This window comes from Pseudomonas jessenii (assembly GCF_002236115.1).
Lineage (GTDB): Bacteria > Pseudomonadota > Gammaproteobacteria > Pseudomonadales > Pseudomonadaceae > Aquipseudomonas > Aquipseudomonas jessenii.
The window spans coordinates 334,246-350,071 of record NZ_NIWT01000007.1 but is presented as its reverse complement, the minus strand read 5'-3'; the positions used below and the strand labels follow the sequence as shown (position 1 = coordinate 350,071).

Annotated in this window: 12 protein-coding genes and 2 pseudogenes; 6 read left to right on the top strand and 8 right to left on the bottom strand. The window is 62.1% G+C overall.

All coding sequences use genetic code 11. From position 1 onward, the window contains the following. Positions 1-22 precede the first annotated feature (22 nt). Positions 23-2,446 (top strand): TonB-dependent siderophore receptor, encoded by a 2,424-nt coding sequence (locus tag PSJE_RS24490; protein ID WP_090456834.1) that lies wholly within the window; start codon positions 23-25, stop codon positions 2,444-2,446. Positions 2,447-2,532: 86 nt separating this feature from the next. Here the strand turns inward: PSJE_RS24490 and PSJE_RS24485 are convergent, their stop codons facing one another. After that, positions 2,533-3,684: an MFS transporter gene (locus PSJE_RS24485; protein WP_057713994.1), complete on the bottom strand. Its 1,152-nt coding sequence runs from the start codon at positions 3,682-3,684 to the stop codon at positions 2,533-2,535. Positions 3,685-3,849: 165 nt separating this feature from the next. Here PSJE_RS24485 and PSJE_RS24480 point away from each other — a divergent pair, with 165 nt between their 5' ends. After that, positions 3,850-4,842: a diaminopimelate epimerase gene (locus tag PSJE_RS24480; protein WP_090456832.1), complete on the top strand. Its 993-nt coding sequence runs from the start codon at positions 3,850-3,852 to the stop codon at positions 4,840-4,842. Positions 4,843-4,952: 110 nt separating this feature from the next. Here PSJE_RS24480 and codA read toward each other — a convergent pair whose 3' ends face one another. The 4 genes from codA to PSJE_RS24460 all read right to left on the bottom strand — a co-directional run bounded on the left by codA (position 4,953) and on the right by PSJE_RS24460 (position 8,862). After that, positions 4,953-6,197 carry a cytosine deaminase gene (gene codA, locus PSJE_RS24475; RefSeq protein ID WP_090456830.1) on the bottom strand — a complete coding sequence of 415 codons (1,245 nt, stop codon included), beginning with the start codon at positions 6,195-6,197 and terminating at the stop codon, positions 4,953-4,955. A 121-nt stretch (positions 6,198-6,318) separates the two neighbouring features. Continuing rightward, the gene (locus tag PSJE_RS24470) at positions 6,319-7,140 is read right to left on the bottom strand and encodes an alpha/beta fold hydrolase (RefSeq protein ID WP_090456828.1); all 822 of its coding nucleotides are present in this window, start codon (positions 7,138-7,140) and stop codon (positions 6,319-6,321) included. A 210-nt stretch (positions 7,141-7,350) separates the two neighbouring features. Continuing rightward, on the bottom strand, positions 7,351-7,707 hold the full coding sequence (gene queD / locus PSJE_RS24465) for a 6-carboxytetrahydropterin synthase QueD (protein ID WP_008021670.1): 357 nt from the start codon (positions 7,705-7,707) through the stop codon (positions 7,351-7,353). 75 nt (positions 7,708-7,782) lie between these two features. After that, positions 7,783-8,862, bottom strand: a complete 1,080-nt coding sequence (locus tag PSJE_RS24460; RefSeq protein ID WP_090456826.1) for a hypothetical protein — start codon at positions 8,860-8,862, stop codon at positions 7,783-7,785. Between the two features lie 234 nt (positions 8,863-9,096). Here PSJE_RS24460 and PSJE_RS24455 point away from each other — a divergent pair, with 234 nt between their 5' ends. Genes PSJE_RS24455 through PSJE_RS24440 form a run of 4 tightly spaced genes read left to right on the top strand, consistent with a single transcriptional unit; the run spans position 9,097 to position 11,710 of the window. Then, the gene (locus tag PSJE_RS24455; protein ID WP_090456824.1) at positions 9,097-9,405 is read left to right on the top strand and encodes a PepSY domain-containing protein; all 309 of its coding nucleotides are present in this window, start codon (positions 9,097-9,099) and stop codon (positions 9,403-9,405) included. Next, positions 9,405-9,725, top strand: a complete 321-nt coding sequence (locus tag PSJE_RS24450) for a PepSY domain-containing protein (RefSeq protein WP_090456822.1) — start codon at positions 9,405-9,407, stop codon at positions 9,723-9,725. The genes PSJE_RS24455 and PSJE_RS24450 overlap by 1 nt, the downstream gene beginning before the upstream one ends. A 3-nt stretch (positions 9,726-9,728) precedes the next feature. After that, complete coding sequence (locus PSJE_RS24445; RefSeq protein ID WP_057714001.1) at positions 9,729-10,397, top strand: response regulator transcription factor; 669 nt, start codon at positions 9,729-9,731, stop codon at positions 10,395-10,397. Next, positions 10,394-11,710, top strand: coding sequence for a sensor histidine kinase (locus tag PSJE_RS24440; protein WP_090456820.1), 1,317 nt, complete (start codon positions 10,394-10,396; stop codon positions 11,708-11,710). The genes PSJE_RS24445 and PSJE_RS24440 overlap by 4 nt, the downstream gene beginning before the upstream one ends. Before the next feature lie 180 nt (positions 11,711-11,890). Here the strand turns inward: PSJE_RS24440 and PSJE_RS24435 are convergent, their stop codons facing one another. The 3 genes and pseudogenes from PSJE_RS24435 to PSJE_RS32310 all read right to left on the bottom strand — a co-directional run. Next, positions 11,891-13,567, bottom strand: a complete 1,677-nt coding sequence (locus PSJE_RS24435; RefSeq protein WP_090456818.1) for an MFS transporter — start codon at positions 13,565-13,567, stop codon at positions 11,891-11,893. A gap of 315 nt (positions 13,568-13,882) precedes the next feature. Beyond that, positions 13,883-14,476, bottom strand: a pseudogene (locus PSJE_RS32315) (methyl-accepting chemotaxis protein); the annotation flags it as partial. Between the two features lie 264 nt (positions 14,477-14,740). Beyond that, positions 14,741-15,811: pseudogene (locus PSJE_RS32310) on the bottom strand (methyl-accepting chemotaxis protein); the annotation flags it as partial. Between the last annotated feature and the right edge of the window lie 15 nt (positions 15,812-15,826).

The window sequence follows — 15,826 nt, the reverse complement described above, 5'->3', positions numbered from 1 at the left end:
GATCCACAGGATTACGTTCGACGTGAAAAACTCCACCGCTAAAAACAACAAACTCCCCTGGTTACCGCTGGCCCTCGCGCTGGCGGTCAACGTTGCGCTGCCCCAGGCCTTTGCCGCCGATGCCATCCGCATCCCGGCGCAACCCTTGGGACAGGCCCTGAGTCAGTTGGGCCAGCAAACCTCGCTTCAGGTGTTCTTCAGCCCTGAACTGGTCGCCGGCAAGCAGGCTCCGGCGGTGGATGGCAACCTTTCCCCGGAAGACGCGCTGCGCCAGTTGCTGCAAGGCAGCGGCCTGCAATACCAGATCGATGAAGGTTCGGTGACGCTGATGCCGGCACCAGCATCGGCGGCCAGCGGTCCACTGGAACTGGGCGTGACTGACATCAAGGTCGTCGGTAACTGGCTCGGCGACGCCGATGCCGCCGTGGTGCAGAACCACCCCGGGGCACGAACCGTGATCCGCCGCGAAGCCATGGTCGAGCAGGGCGCGATGAACGTCGGCGACGTACTCAAACGTGTTCCGGGCGTGCAGGTACAGGACGCCAACGGTACCGGTGGCAGCGACATTTCCCTCAACGTCGGCGTGCGCGGCCTGACTTCACGCCTGTCGCCTCGCTCCACCGTGCTGATCGACGGCATCCCGGCGGCGTTCGCTCCTTACGGTCAGCCGCAACTGTCCATGGCGCCGATTTCCTCCGGCAACCTCGACAGCATCGACGTGGTACGCGGTGCCGGTTCCGTACGCTACGGACCACAAAACGTGGGCGGCGTGATCAACTTCGTGACCCGCGCGATCCCGGAACAGGCCTCCGCGGAAATCGGCACCACCCTGGAAACCTCACAGCACGGTGGCTGGAAGCACATCGACACGGCATTCATGGGCGGCACCGCCGACAACGGCATGGGCGTGGCGCTGTTGTATTCCGGCGTGAACGGCAACGGTTACCGTGAAAGCAACAACGGCAACGACATCGACGACGTGATCCTCAAGACCCATTGGGCGCCGACCGATGTCGACGATTTCAGCCTCAACTTTCACTACTACGATGCCAAGGCCGACATGCCCAGCGGCCTGACCCAGGCGCAGTACGACGCCGACCCGTTCCAGTCCGTGCGCGACCACGACAACTTCAGCGGCCGCCGCAAGGATGTGTCGTTCAAGTGGGTGCGGCAGATCGACGATCGCACCCAGGCCGAAGTGCTGACCTACTACACCGACAGTTTCCGTGGCAGCAACATCGCCTCCCGTGACCTGAAGACACTCAACTCCTACCCGCGCACCTACTACACCTACGGTATCGAACCACGGGTGTCTCACGTCTTCGATGTGGGCCCTACCACCCAGGAAGTCAGCGTCGGTTATCGCTACCTGAAAGAGGCCATGCACGAAGAGGCCAGCCGTGTGGCGCTGGTCAACAATGAGCCGGTCGTGCGTCCGGGGGCGGACGGCCATGTCTATCAGGACCGTACCGGTGGAACCGAGGCCAATTCGGTCTACGTCGACAACAAGATTGACGTTGGCAACTGGACTGTCACGCCAGGCATTCGCTTCGAGCACATCAGCACCGATTGGCACGATCGCCCGGTACTCGATAACGCCGGTAAACGGGTGCCGGAGAAAAAACGCAGCATCGAGAGCAATGAGCCGCTGCCGGCCCTGAGCGTGATGTATCACATGTCCGATGCCTGGAAGTTGTTCGCCAACTACGAAACCTCGTTCGGCGCGCTGCAGTATTTCCAGCTGGGGCAGGGCGGTATCGGTAATGAGCCCGCCAACGGCCTGGAGCCGGAAAAGGCCAAGACCTACGAAATCGGTACGCGCTACAACGATGACGTGTGGGGCGGTGAAGTGACGCTGTTCTACATCGACTTCGACGACGAACTGCAATACATCAGCAATGACGTGGGCTGGACCAACCTCGGCGCGACCAAGCACCAGGGTATCGAAGCCTCGGTGCACTACGACATGGCCGCGCTGAACCCGATGCTGGACGGCCTGACCGCCAACGCCGGTTTCACCTACACCCGCGCCACCTACGAAGGTGAGATCCCGGGCTTCAAGGGCCGTGACCTGCCGTTCTACTCCCGCCAGGTGGCCACCGCCGGCCTGCGTTACGACGTCAACCGCTGGACTTACAACCTCGATGCGTTCGCCCAGTCCAAGCAGCGCTCGCCGGGCACCGGCGTGAACGCCGATGGCAGCTTCAACGGCGACTACATCACTGAAGGCACCGCTGATGGCCAGTTCGGTGATATCCCGGGTTACGTACTCTGGAACGCACGTGCCGGCTATGATTTCGGTCCGCAGGTGTCGAACCTGAAACTGGGGGCGGGGGTGAAGAACATCTTCGACAAGCAGTATTTCACCCGTTCCAGCGACAACAACTCGGGCATGTATGTCGGTGCGCCGCGCACGTTCTTTGTGCAGGCCAGTGTCGGGTTCTGATAGACCGAGGTGAATTCATCGCGAGCAAGCTCGCTCCCACAGGTTCCGTGTGATCCCTGTGGGAGCGAGCTTGCTCGCGATGCTTTTCAGACCTTCAACACTCTCCCGCCAATGGCAACCGCCACCAGCAACACCGCCATCAGGGCAAAGGCGAAACTCAAGCTGCTGCCATGGGCGACGAAGCCGATGACGGCGGGGCCTGCCAGGATGCCCGCATAACCCAGGGTGGTAATGGCCGGCACGGCGATGCTTTCGGGCATGACCGTCTGCTTGCCGACTGCGGTGTACAGCACCGGCACAATGTTCGAGCAACCGGCACCCAGCAACGCATAACCCACCAGCGCCGCCTCCCAGCTCGGTGCGAACGTCGCCAGAAACAAACCTGCGGCGGCGGTCAGCCCGCCGGACACAATCACCCGCGTCGCGCCCAACCGTCGTACGATTTTGTCACCGGTCAAACGCCCGGCCGTCATGGTCAAGGCAAACGCCGCATAACCGAGCCCCGCATACGCTGTGTCGATGCCACGTTCCTGTGTCAGGAACACCGCGCTCCAGTCCAGCGCCGCGCCTTCGGCGAGGAACACGATGAAGCACATGCCGCCAATGAACAGGACGATGCCATGGGGCACCGCAAACGCCGGCCCCGAACTCTCGCTGCCGTAGGGCAACAGATGCGGCACGGCCTTGGCCAGCGCGATCAGCAGCAACACGATCACCACCAGCGTGGCCCCCAGGGGGGAGATCCCCAGGCCAAGCAATCCGCTGACGCCTGCCGCGCCGACAATCCCGCCCAGGCTGAACAGGCCATGGAACCCCGACATCATGTTTTTGCCGCTGGCGCGCTCGACGATCACCGCTTGCAGGTTGACCGTCGAATCCACGGTGCCGAGCCCCGCGCCGAACATGAACAATGCGGCGATCAGCGCCGGAATCGACGACACTGTCGCCAGCAGCGGCAGGGCGGCACAGATCAGCAGGGTCCCGCCGGCCGTCACCCGCCGGCAGCCGAAACGTGTGGACAGGATCCCGGCCAGCGGCATCGCCAGGATAGAACCTACCCCCAGGCACAGCAGCAACAATCCCAGGGTGCCTTCATCCAGTCCGGCCCGGGCCTTGGCATAGGGCACCAGCGGTGCCCACGCGGCGATGCCGACCCCGGCGATGAAAAAGGCGATGCGCGTGGACATCTGTTCCAGACGCCCGGGAACGAAGGTGGTTTGGCTGTTGAGGCTGGTCATAACAATCCTTGGCAAAAAGCGTCGCGTCCTCAACGGACAGTGATCGGCCTTTGAGGGTTCGATCAGTGCCCGGAAAGTTTTACGGTCAAACAGGGCGATATGGTTGCACAGCGCTGGTGTTTTTCGCGATATGTTGAGCCATTCCAATGACACACGGAGGGCGCCATGGCGCAGAGGTACGATGCACGGGGCAACATTTACATCGTGGTAACGCCCGAAGAGCTGCGCCGTCAGGGCATCGACCTGCCCGACCAGGCCAGCCAGGCAGCGCAAACCCTTGAAGCCTGGGCGCTAGCCGCGATCGAGGCTTGCTGCAGCTGGGCTCCAGGCACTCAACCGTCCGGCAGCAAGGATCATCGCAGCGACGGTTTGCTGGTCGGACCGTTTCAGTCGTCGCCTCCCTTTGATCTGTTGATCGTGAACACCGACGGTACCCTGGCCGAGCGCAGTGGCAACGGGCTGACGATTTTTTCCCAGGCCCTCAGTGATCAAGGGCTGTTGCCGCACAACGAAGCCTGTCTGCTCAGGGTTCACCACGACAAGGCTGATACGTCTTCGCCGGGGCAGACTTCAGTGAAAGCCGCAGAGGTCGGGGGCGTGAAGGGTTTTTGGCTCGATCTGGGCCAGCCGGGATTCGGGCCGTCGGCGGTCAGTGCTCACGGGGTTGAAGCGGCGATGTTCAATGGTCGCGAACTCAGCCACGTTGAACAATTGTCGGCACTCAATAGTGCATGGTCGCACAGCCAGTTCGCGCGGGTCGGCAATCCCCATTGCGTGACGCTGGTGGAAAGTGCCGAGGACCTGCCGAGCAACGAGCAGATGCGCGAGCCAGCGCTGGGTGAGGGGCTGACGCGAATCGCCTACGCCATGCCGGTCGGCGCAGGCAAGCCTTGTCCGGCGGGAGTCAACCTGCAATGGGCAATGCGCGTATCCGAAGGACACATCGCCGCGCGGGTATTCGAGCGGGGCGAGGGGCCGACGGCGTCGTCGGGGACCAGCGCCAGCGCAGTGGCCTGTGCGGCCTGGCGGGCAGGTTGGGTCAGCGCCGGGGAGGTGAAGGTGACGATGCCGGGTGGCACGGCGCCGATCTTGCTGGCGGAAGAGTTGGGGGAGTTGAGTCGGGTCAGTCTGTTTGGTACGGCTCGGTTAATTGATTGACTTCAAAATAGCTTTCGCGAGCAAGCTCGCTCCCACAGTGTTTTATGTCGTTCACAAAACCTGTAGGAGCGAGCCTGCTCGCGATGAGGCCAGTCCAGTCAGCGCAAGTTTCAGCCCAGCCCACTGAACTCCACCACCGGCATCGTCCGCTTCATCAAGACCTTGCCATCGCGCACCGAGTACAGCGGCAACCCCTGGCTGCGGATCATTTCGTAATCACTCTCCGCCGACAGAATCAGCAGGTTCGCCGGCCGCCCGCGCTCCAGGCCATAGCGATCGCCGAGGTTCATGGCTCGGGCGCTATTGTCCGTCACCAGGTCCAGCGCACTTTGCAGGTTGCGATAACCGAGCATGTGGCAGATGTGCAGGCCGGCTTCGAGCACCCGCAGAATGTTGCCGTTGCCCAGCGGGTACCACGGATCGACGATGGAGTCCTGGCCGAAGCACACGTTCATGCCTGCTTCCAGCAACTCGTTGACCCGGGTCACGCCCCGGCGTTTCGGGAAACTGTCGAAGCGACCTTGCAGGTGGATGCTTTCGGTGGGGCAGGAGACAAAGCTGATCCCCGAATGCCCGAGCAAGCGAAACAGTTTGGCGCAGTAGGCGTTGTCGTAGGAGCCCATGGCCGTGGTGTGGCTGGCCGTGACCCGCGAACCCATGTCGCGGCTGCGGGCCTCTTCGGCGAGCACTTCGAGAAAGCGTGAATGCGGGTCGTCGGTTTCGTCGCAATGCACATCCACCAGGCAACCGCTGCGTTCGGCCAGGTCCATGAGAAACTTCACCGAGCTGACGCCCTGATCGCGGGTGTATTCGAAATGCGGAATGCCACCTACCACGTCGGCGCCCATGCGGATCGCTTCTTCCATCAATTCGCGGCCATTGCGGTAGGACTCGATGCCTTCCTGAGGGAATGCGACGATTTGCAGGTCGACCAGGTGCCGGCTTTCCTCGCGTACTTCGAGCATCGCCTTGAGCGCGGTCAGTTGCGGGTCGGTGACGTCAACGTGGGTGCGCACATGCTGGATGCCGTGGGCGGCGAGGGTCTGGATGGTTTTCTTTGCCCGGGCCTTGGTGTCTTCCTGGGTGATGGTCGCCTTGCGTTCACCCCAGCACTCGATGCCTTCGAACAGCGTGCCGCTCATGTTCCAGCGCGGCTCGCCGGCGGTCAGGGTTGCGTCGAGGTGGATGTGCGGCTCGACAAAGGGCGGCACCACCAGGTTGCCGCCGGCATCCAGATCGTCAGGGCCCAGGGTCGGGGCTTCGATCTGGCGGCCGATGCTGCTGATCAGGCCGTTTTCCAGGTTCAACTCATGCAGGCCTTCCTGGTTGCGCAGACGGGCATTGATGATGTGCATCGGGCAGATCCTTTTGGCGAATCGTTTAGGCAATGCTCTTACGTTAGCTCGCCAGCGGCGATTCCCGCCAGTGACATTGATCACCACCGTTCAAATGTGGGAGCGGGTTTGTTCTGGAGGATTACTGCAGGGGCAAAAACCGCAGCAGCGCCGCGACTACCGCTTCGGGCGCGTCTTCCTGAACCAGATGACCGGCGTTGGGAATCGGATAAAACTGCGATCCGGGAATCATCTGCTGCAAGGCCCGCCCGCGTTCGATGGGAATCCACTGGTCATCTTCACCCCAGAGAATCTGCACCGGGCAGCGGATCGTCGAGTACAGGCCCTCGGCCTCGCAGGTATAGCGCTCGTTCATCTGCGCGATCTGCCGGTAGAACGCCGCTTGCCCCGGCTCTCCCAGCCACGGCTGAACATAGGGGGCGAGTTCGTGGTCCGGGATTTTCCGCTTGATCGCCCCGCGGATGTAAGCCGGCACGATCGCTTGCTGGATGTAATCGGGCAGTCCGCTGAAGGCGGCTTCATGCTGGCGCACATGCTGCACGAACGGCGAACCCCAGGGCGTGAGCGCCACCGGGTCGATCAGTGTCAGGCTGCGGTAATCCTTGCCGTTTAGCAGGTGCGTTCGCAGGGCTGTGGCACCGCCAAAGTCATGGGCCACCACGTCGGGGCGATCCAGGCCCCAATGATCCAGCAACTGCGTCAGCAATTCGTTCTGCACACCCAGGGACACGTCACCATCAACTTTCTCGGATTGCCCGTAGCCCAGCAAATCGAAATAGTGCACCCGGTGCGTGGTGATGAAGTGCGGGGCAATCCGGTGCCAGACATAGGAGGAGAAGGGCGTGCCATGCACGAACACCAGCGGCGGGCCGTCGCCGCGCACGGCGTAGCGCACGGAGTGCCCTTTGAAGCGATAGGTCTGGGGCAGTGGCCAGTCAGTCATAGGTGTGTCCTCTTGGCGGGTGCGAGGCAAAAAGCATAGGCATAAAAAAACAGCCGATGAAGGCTGTTTTCTTTTTCTCTGACAAAACGCTGTTCCATTGTGGGAGCGAGCTTGCTCGCGATGGCGTTGTGTCAGTCACATCGATGTTGAATGTGGCGCCGTCATCGCGAGCGAGCTCGCTCCCACAGGGTTCTGCATTTGTCTGCCGGCTTATTCGCCGCGATAGATGCAACCGCTGGTGCAGGTCTCGTGGATACGGATCGCGCTGAGTTCCGGCAGCAGAGGCTTCAATTCCTGCCAGATAAACTTGGCCAGCACTTCACTGGTCGGGTTTTCCAGGCCAGGAATGTCGTTCAGGTAGTTGTGGTCCAGACGCTCGTACAACGGCTTGAAGATCTCTTTGATTTCCGAAAAATCGCGGATCCAGCCGGTGTGCGGGTCGAGGTCGCCGCTCAGGTGGATTGCCACTTTGAACGAGTGACCGTGCAGGCGCCCGCACTTGTGGCCGTCCGGTACGTGGGGCAGGCGGTGGGCGGATTCGAAGGTAAACTCTTTGAAAATTTCCACAGTATCTTCAGCTCTGTTCAGGTGGCGTTCGCCGCAGCGATTCGGGCAGGTGGCGAGTTTACCAGTTTGTCCTGACTAAAGGGTCAGCAAGCGCTCGCCCAGGCGACCGTTGGCGGCCAGTTCGAGGAATTCGTCCCCCAGGCGGCGGCTTTCGTCCATGGTCGTGCGCCAGTATTTCTGCCGGCTCGGGGCGTCGCCCATGAAACGCTTGAAGTCGTTACGGTCCGGCAGTTTGCCGTAGGGCAGGCGCGCCAGGTATTCCTTCGACGGCGCCAGCAACAGCACGTTCTGCAAGCGAGCCGGGCAGGCGCGGCGCCACGGCAGGGTCTTGTCGAACCAGCCGGGAATCACCCGGTCGGTGAAATGCGGGTAAAGCACGATGTCGTTGCCGCTGTAGGGCAGGTCCAGGTGGTAATCCAGCAGACCGCCGTCGCGGAAGGTCCCGGTGCCGGCGCCCGGCAGGTCGCGCACGCCTTGCATCACCATCGGGATCGAACCCGAGGCCAGCAGGGCCTGGCGCAAGTTGCCGGCATTGAGGGCGACGAAGCGCGACGGGAAGTCATTCAAGGCATTGACTGGCGGCGCCAGGCGCGGATCGTGGATGATCAGGCGTTCGAAGTGTCGTGCCAGCCGCGCCCGGCCGCGCAGGTTGTCGGCGATGACCGACGACAGGCCCAGCCCGAGGCGGCCGCGATGATCGTCGGCCAGCAGGCCGTGGCTTTTGACCACCATGATGTTCAGGCGGTAATGGTTGTTGTCGAGGATCGAGGCATCGCGCCCGTCGAGCAGGTCATTGAGCATGCGCTGTGAGCTCTGGCTGATCTGCGCCATGGTCACGCCCTTGGCAAAGTGTTGCTCGGTGTAGAGCTGTCCGAGACGCCGGATGCCCTCGGCGGCGTCCGGCAGGCAGGCGCTGGCGAAGCGCCAGGAACCCACCGATGCGCCAATCAGCGAGCGTTCCCGCGGTGCCGCCGGCAGCCACTCGCCGAACAGCGCCAGGTCCAGCCCCTGAATCCCCAGCGCCTTCGGACCGCCAGCCGCGCCAGGCAAGGTGCCGACGTCGGCGGCGTTCAAGCCGCTGTCACGAATGCGCGCAAAGGCACCTGGACCGGCCTTGAGGGTCAGGGAGGGGAACTTGATGTGGATGGCGGTCATTAAAGTCTCGATGTCGGGCCGACAGAAATTATAAACACGATCACTGTAGGAGCGAGCCTGCTCGCGATAGCGGTGTTGCAGTCACATCATTGTTGGATGTGCCGCCGCCATCGCGAGCAAGCTCGCTCCCACAAAGGAGGGCGGTGTTGCCAATGATGGCAATTCAGTTTCAATTAAGTTCATCCGGTTAAGGTGGCGCCCACAGGCAGTACCTGAAGAAATACGGAGACACCCATGAAAACCCTGACCGCCCTGTTCACCGCGTCGATCCTCGGCATGACCGCAAGCCTCGCCCACGCCCGGGAACTTGGCCCGGATGAAGCGCTGAGATTGCGCGACGCTGGTACCATTGTGTCGTTCGAGACACTCAATGCCAACGCGGTGGCCAGGCATCCGGGTTCCACCGTCAGTGAAACCGAGCTGGAACAGCGTTATGGCAAATACCTGTACAAGGTCGAGCTGCGCGATCCTCAGGGCATCGACTGGGATGTGGAATTAGACGCTGTCAGCGGGCAGGTTCTCAAGGATCATCAGGATTCGTAATGAAGGTGTTTTTATTCAAGCGATGCACCGGTAGCCGGATGGCGCTGTTGCTTCTGGCGTTTTGCTCGGCAGTGTTGGCCCGCGACCTGGATCAGGATGAGGCCTTGAGCCTGCGTCAACAGGGCGTGATCCTGCCGCTGGAGCAACTGCTGCAGCAGGCGATGGATCACTACCCCGGTGCGAAGCTGCTGGAAGCCGAGCTCGAAGAAAAACACGACGTCTACATTTATGAAGTCGAGCTGCTGACCCCTGAGGGCGTGGTCCGCGAACTGGGCATCGACGCCACCACCGGCCGTTTACTCAAAGACAAGGAAGACTGATCCATGCGTTTGCTCCTGGTGGAAGACCATGTGCCCCTGGCCGACGAACTGCTGGCCGGCCTCAATCGCCAGGGGTATGCGGTGGACTGGCTGGCCGATGGTCGCGATGCGGTACATCAGGGCAGCACCGAGCCTTACGACCTGATCATCCTCGATCTCGGTTTGCCCGGCGTGCCGGGGCTTGAGGTGCTGGCGCAATGGCGCGCGGCGGGGCTGGCCACGCCGGTGCTGATCCTGACGGCCCGAGACTCCTGGGCCGAACGCATCGAAGGCCTCAAGGCCGGCGCCGACGACTACCTGACCAAGCCATTCCATCCCGAAGAGTTGTTTTTGCGCATCCAGGCGTTGTTGCGCCGCTCCCATGGCCAGGTCAACCAGCCAACGCTCAAGGCTGCCGGGTTGCATCTGGACGAAGGTCGCCAGTGCGTTGTGCGCGACGGTGCGGACATTCAACTGACCGCCGCGGAGTTTCGCCTGTTGCGTTATTTCATGCTGCACCCCGAGCAGATCCTCTCCAAAAGCCACCTCGCCGAACACCTCTACGACGGTGAAACCGAACGCGATTCCAATGTGCTGGAAGTCCACGTCAACCACTTGCGCCGCAAGCTCGGCAAAAGTGTGATTGAAACCCGTCGCGGCCAGGGTTATCTGTTCGGCGGGCAAGCCCGGTGAGATCGATCCAGCGCCGCTTGAGCCTGGGCCTGATCAGCGTGATGGTGGTCGTTGGCCTGGTGCTGGCGCAAACCAGCCTGTGGCTGTTCGAATTGGGGTTGCAGCGCTACCTCGAAGCCGGGTTGCGCAATGACAGCGAGAACCTGCTGGCGGCACTGGTGCGCGGGCCGCAAGGCTTGCAACTGGATGAGCGACGCCTGTCACCGGCTTATCAACGGCCGTTCTCCGGGCATTATTTCCGCATCGATTTCGCCGACGGCCATTGGCGTTCCCGTTCTTTATGGGATCAGGAACTGCCGGTGCTCGATCACCCCGGCCTGCATGGCAACTTGCAACTGGGTCCGGAAGGGCAACAGTTACTGGTGCTGCGTACGGACTATCGACGTTCGGGGTTGCCGATCTCCATCAGCGTCGCCGAGGACTACACGCCAATTCGCGAAAGCTTCCGGCGCATGCAACAGCTCGGGTTTGGCCTCGGTTTGACGGCGTTGCTGCTGATTCTGCTGCTGCAACGGATTACCGTGCGCCGGGCCTTGCGTCCGCTGGAGCAGGCCCGCGAGCAGATTGCGCAGCTTCAACAGGGCCAGCGTTCGCAACTCGATGATCAGGTGCCGGTGGAACTGGAACCACTGGTGGCGCAGATCAACCATTTGCTGGCCCACACCGAGGACAGCCTCAAGCGCTCACGCAATGCCCTGGGCAACCTCGGCCACGCCTTGAAAACTCCGCTGGCGGTGCTGTTGAGCCTGGCTTCAAGCGAGCAACTCGACGCGCACCCGCAATTGCGCAAGGTCCTCAAGGAGCAACTGGAGCAAGTCCAGCAACGGCTCAATCGGGAACTCAATCGTGCGCGGTTGTCCGGCGATGCGTTGCCGGGGGCACTGTTTGATTGCGATGCGCAACTCCCCGGGTTGCTGGCCACCCTGAACATGATCCATGGCGAACACCTGGTGCTGAGCTACCGCGCACCCACCGGCCTGCAATTGCCCTGGGATCGCGAAGACCTGCTGGAACTGTTGGGCAATCTGCTGGATAACGCCTGCAAGTGGGCGGATGCCGAGGTTCGCCTGAGTGTGGCCGAGACTGCAGAGGGCTTTGAACTCAACATGGAAGATGACGGCCCGGGCATTCCCGAAGAGCGTCGCGATCAGGTGTTCGGCCGAGGAACGCGGCTGGATGAGCAAACCCATGGGCATGGTTTGGGGCTGGGCATCGTGCGCGACATTGTCGATAGCTGGGGCGGCAAACTGTCGTTGCTGGAAAGCGAATGGGGCGGGCTGAAGGTCGTCATCGAGTTGCCTAAACATACTTGAAGTCACACCAGGAATCCTGTGGGAGCGAGCTTGCTCGCGATGGCAATCTGTCTGACACATTGATGTTGAATGTGCTGACGCTATCGTCGGATCGCCGCCCGGAGCAAGCTCGCTCCCACAGTGGTTTTTCATGGCCGCCGATTATGAGTACACCCGGTTCCACAGGGTGAGGTGTCAGGTTTATGTGTGATGAATCTCCCGATCCTTGGTTTCCGGCATGAAGAAAATACCCAGCACCGCCGTCATCACCGCGATGACAATCGGATACCACAGCCCGTAGTAGATATCCCCCGTGGCCGCCACCATGGCGAACGCCACCGTCGGCAGGAAGCCACCAAACCAGCCATTGCCGATGTGGTAGGGAAGCGACATCGAGGTGTAGCGGATGCGTGCCGGGAACAGTTCCACCAGCCAGGCGGCAATCGGCCCGTAGACCATGGTCACGTAGATCACCAGGATCGTCAGCAGTAGCAACACCATTGGGTAGTTGGTCTTGGCCGGGTCGGCCTTTTCGGGGTAGCCGGCGTCCTTGAGGGCGGTGGCGAGGGTGGTGGCAAAGGCGTCGTTCCTGGCCTTGAAGTCGGCGGCTGGCATGCCGGTGCCCTCGAAGCTCTCGATCACTTTATCGCCAATGCGCACCTGCGCAACGGCGTCTGGCTCGGCGTCCGCGTTCTTGTAGGGGATGGCCCTTTTGGCCAGCACGGTCTTGGCCAAGTCACAGGAACTGGTGAATTTGGCCTTGCCCACCGGGTCGAACTGGAACGAACACTGGGCGGGATTGGCGACGACCGTGACCGGATTCTTCTCCTGCGCGATGAACACGTCGGGGTTACCGTATTGGGTCAGCGCGTGGAAGATCGGGAAGTAAGTCAGTGCCGCGATGATACAGCCCGCCATGATGATGCCCTTGCGCCCGATACGGTCGGACAGGCTGCCGAAAATGACGAAGAACGGCGTGCCGATCAACAGGGAGCCGGCAATCAGCAGGTTCGCGGTTTGCGGTTCGATCTTCAGCGTCTGCAACAGGAAGAACAGCGCATAGAATTGCCCGGTGTACCAGACCACCGCCTGGCCGGCGGTGCCGCCGAGCAGGGCCATGATCACGATCTTCAGGTTCTCCCAGCGTGCGAAAGATTCAGTCAGCGGCGCCTTGGAAGACTTGCCTTCGGCCTTCATTTTCACAAACACCGGCGACTCGTTGAGCTGCAAGCGGATGTACACCGAGATAATCAGCAGCAGGATCGACAGCAGGAACGGAATCCGCCAGCCCCAGGCTTCGAAGGCTTCAGTGCCCAGCGCGGTACGGCAGGCGAGGATCACCAGCAGTGACAGAAACAGGCCGAGGGTTGCGGTGGTCTGAATCCACGAGGTGAAGTAGCCGCGCTTGCCCTTGGGGGCATGTTCGGCCACGTAGGTCGCGGCGCCGCCGTACTCACCGCCCAGCGCCAGGCCTTGCAGCAGGCGCAGGCTGATCAGGATGATCGGGGCGGCCACGCCGATGGTCGCGTAGCCGGGCAGCAAACCCACCACGGCCGTGGAAATACCCATGATCACGATGGTGATGAGAAACGTGTGCTTGCGCCCGATCATGTCGCCCAACCGGCCGAACACGATGGCGCCGAAGGGCCGCACGGCGAAGCCGGCGGCAAAGGCGAGCAGGGCGAAGATGAAGGACGTCGTTTCGTTGACACCGGCGAAGAAGTGCTTGGCGATGATCGCCGCGAGGGAGCCGTACAGGTAGAAGTCATACCATTCGAACACGGTGCCCAGGGACGAGGCAAAAATGACCTTGCGTTCCTCCTTGGTGAGCCCGTGATGGGGCGCGCTGCCCGTGGTTGCATTGTCGATTGCTGCCATGAGTATTCTCCGTCTTGCTTTTGTTGTAGGCCGGAGTTCCCACCAACACTTACCGTACCCAGGCCCTGGGGCTGAAGTCATTGGATTACGTGGCTTGCATTCAGATTGACGCCCGAAGGCGCTGCAAGGTTCCATGAAGCATAATCGGCATGCGGCAGATATCCACTTGCCATCATTTGATTGAGCAGCACGGAAGAATAAATGTGGGAGCGAGCTTGCTCGCGCTGGCGGTGGCACATTCAATATCAATGTGTCTGATAATCCGCCATCGCGAGCAAGCTCGCTCCCACAGGTATTTTGTTCGGCCAGCAGGGTTTAAACGCGGAACTGATCCATCAGGCTCTGCTGCTGGTTCGCCAGGCTATTGAGCGACTGGCTGACCCGCGCCGATTCATTGGCCTGGCCCGACAGCGACTCGGTCACGTCGCGGATGGTCGCCACGTTGTTGTTGATCTCCTCGGCCACCGCGCTTTGCTCTTCGGCGGCACTGGCGATCTGCATATTCATGTCGTTGATCACGGTCACCGCGTCACCGATCTGGCGCAGCGCCGTCACGGCCTGGCCAACCTGCTCGACACTGCCCTGGGCCTGACGATGGCTGTTGTTCATCGAACCCACCACCTCCTGGGTGCCGTTTTGCAGTTGTTCGATCACCAGACGGGTTTCTTCCACGGACTCCTGGGTACGTCGCGCCAGGTTGCGCACTTCATCAGCCACCACGGCAAACCCGCGCCCGGCCTCACCGGCACGGGCCGCTTCGATCGCGGCGTTGAGGGCCAGCAGGTTGGTCTGCTCGGCAATCGCACGGATCACTTCCAGTACGGTGCCGATCTTCTCGCTGTTGGCGGCCAGACCTTCGACCTGAACCATGGCCGCGCTCATGTCGGCGGCGAGGTTGTCGATGCTGGCGGTGGTGCGGTCGATCACGGTCAGGCCCTGACGGGTTGCCTGATCGGCATCGCGGGCGGCGTGGGCCGCCTGCGCGGCGCTGCGGGCGACGTCCTGGGCGGTGGCGCTCATTTCGTGGGAGGCGGTCGCCACCTGGTCCACCTGGCGGTACTGCTGCTCCATGCCGGCGCTGGTCTGTGCGGCGATGGCGGACGACTGATCCGCGGTGCTGCGGGCGTCCTGCACCGAGCGCTTCACTTCGGCAATGATCGGTTGCAGCTTGTCGAGGAAACGGTTGAACCAGCCGGCCAACTGGCCCAGTTCATCCTGCTTGTCGTAGGCCAGGCGGCGGGTGAGGTCACCTTCGCCGCTGGCGATGTCTTCGAGCATGTGCGCCACGCCGAGGATCGGTCGGGTGACGCTGCGGGCCATCAGCCACACCAGCAGCAGGCCGAGCAGCGCGGCGAGCCCCCCCAGGCCGAGCTCGACCAGGGTACCGGCGGTATTGCTGTCATCGAGTTGCTTTTTCAGGGCTTCGGCCGGGCCGACCAGGACTTTCTCCGGCACGTCGAGCAGCACGCCCCAGGATTTACCGTCGGGAATCGGCTGGAAGGGTGCCAGCACTTTCAGTTGCTGATGGCTGTGCAGGCTGGCGGTTTTGCTGCTGGCGGCGAGCATGCGCAGCAGTTCGGCGCCATTGGCCTTATCCACGGCCTCCAGGCGCTGGCTGAGTTTGCCGGCGTCCGGGCTGTAGCCGGCGAGCAGGCCGGCCGGGCTGATGATGCTGACGCTGGTCTGGCCGTCATAGAGCTTCTTGCTCGCGCCCAGGCTGACCGCTTGCAGGCTGTTGAGGTTGATGTCCACGGACAGCGAGGCGATCACCTTGCCGTTGACCATCAGTGGGAAAACGATGCTGGTCATCAGCACGTTCTGACCGTCGATTTCATAGAAGTAAGGTTCGATCACGCACGGCTTGAGCGTGGTGCGCGGGCAGGTGAACCAGGCGTTGGCCGCTTCGCCGCTGGGGCCGGTGCTGGTGTCGGCCATGTCCCTTTCCGGCAACGCCATGGAGGTTACCTTGCCCGGCGTCGGCTGCGACCAGTAGAGGGCGAAACGACCCTTGTCGTTGCTGCCAAGCTCGGCCTGACCGGCGAACAGTTCGTCCTTGCCGTCCAGCCCATTGGGTTCGAACACCAGGGACAGGCCGAGCAGGTCCGGGTTGGCTTGCAGGGCCGACTTGACCTGGCGGGTCAGGTCTTCGCGCAGGTCGAAGGCATCGAGAAAGCGCTTCTCGGCCTGGTCACGCAGGAACAGCACCTGCCGGGAGAAGCCGTGGCCGTACTGATAGGCGTCCATGAACTGCTGGCGTAT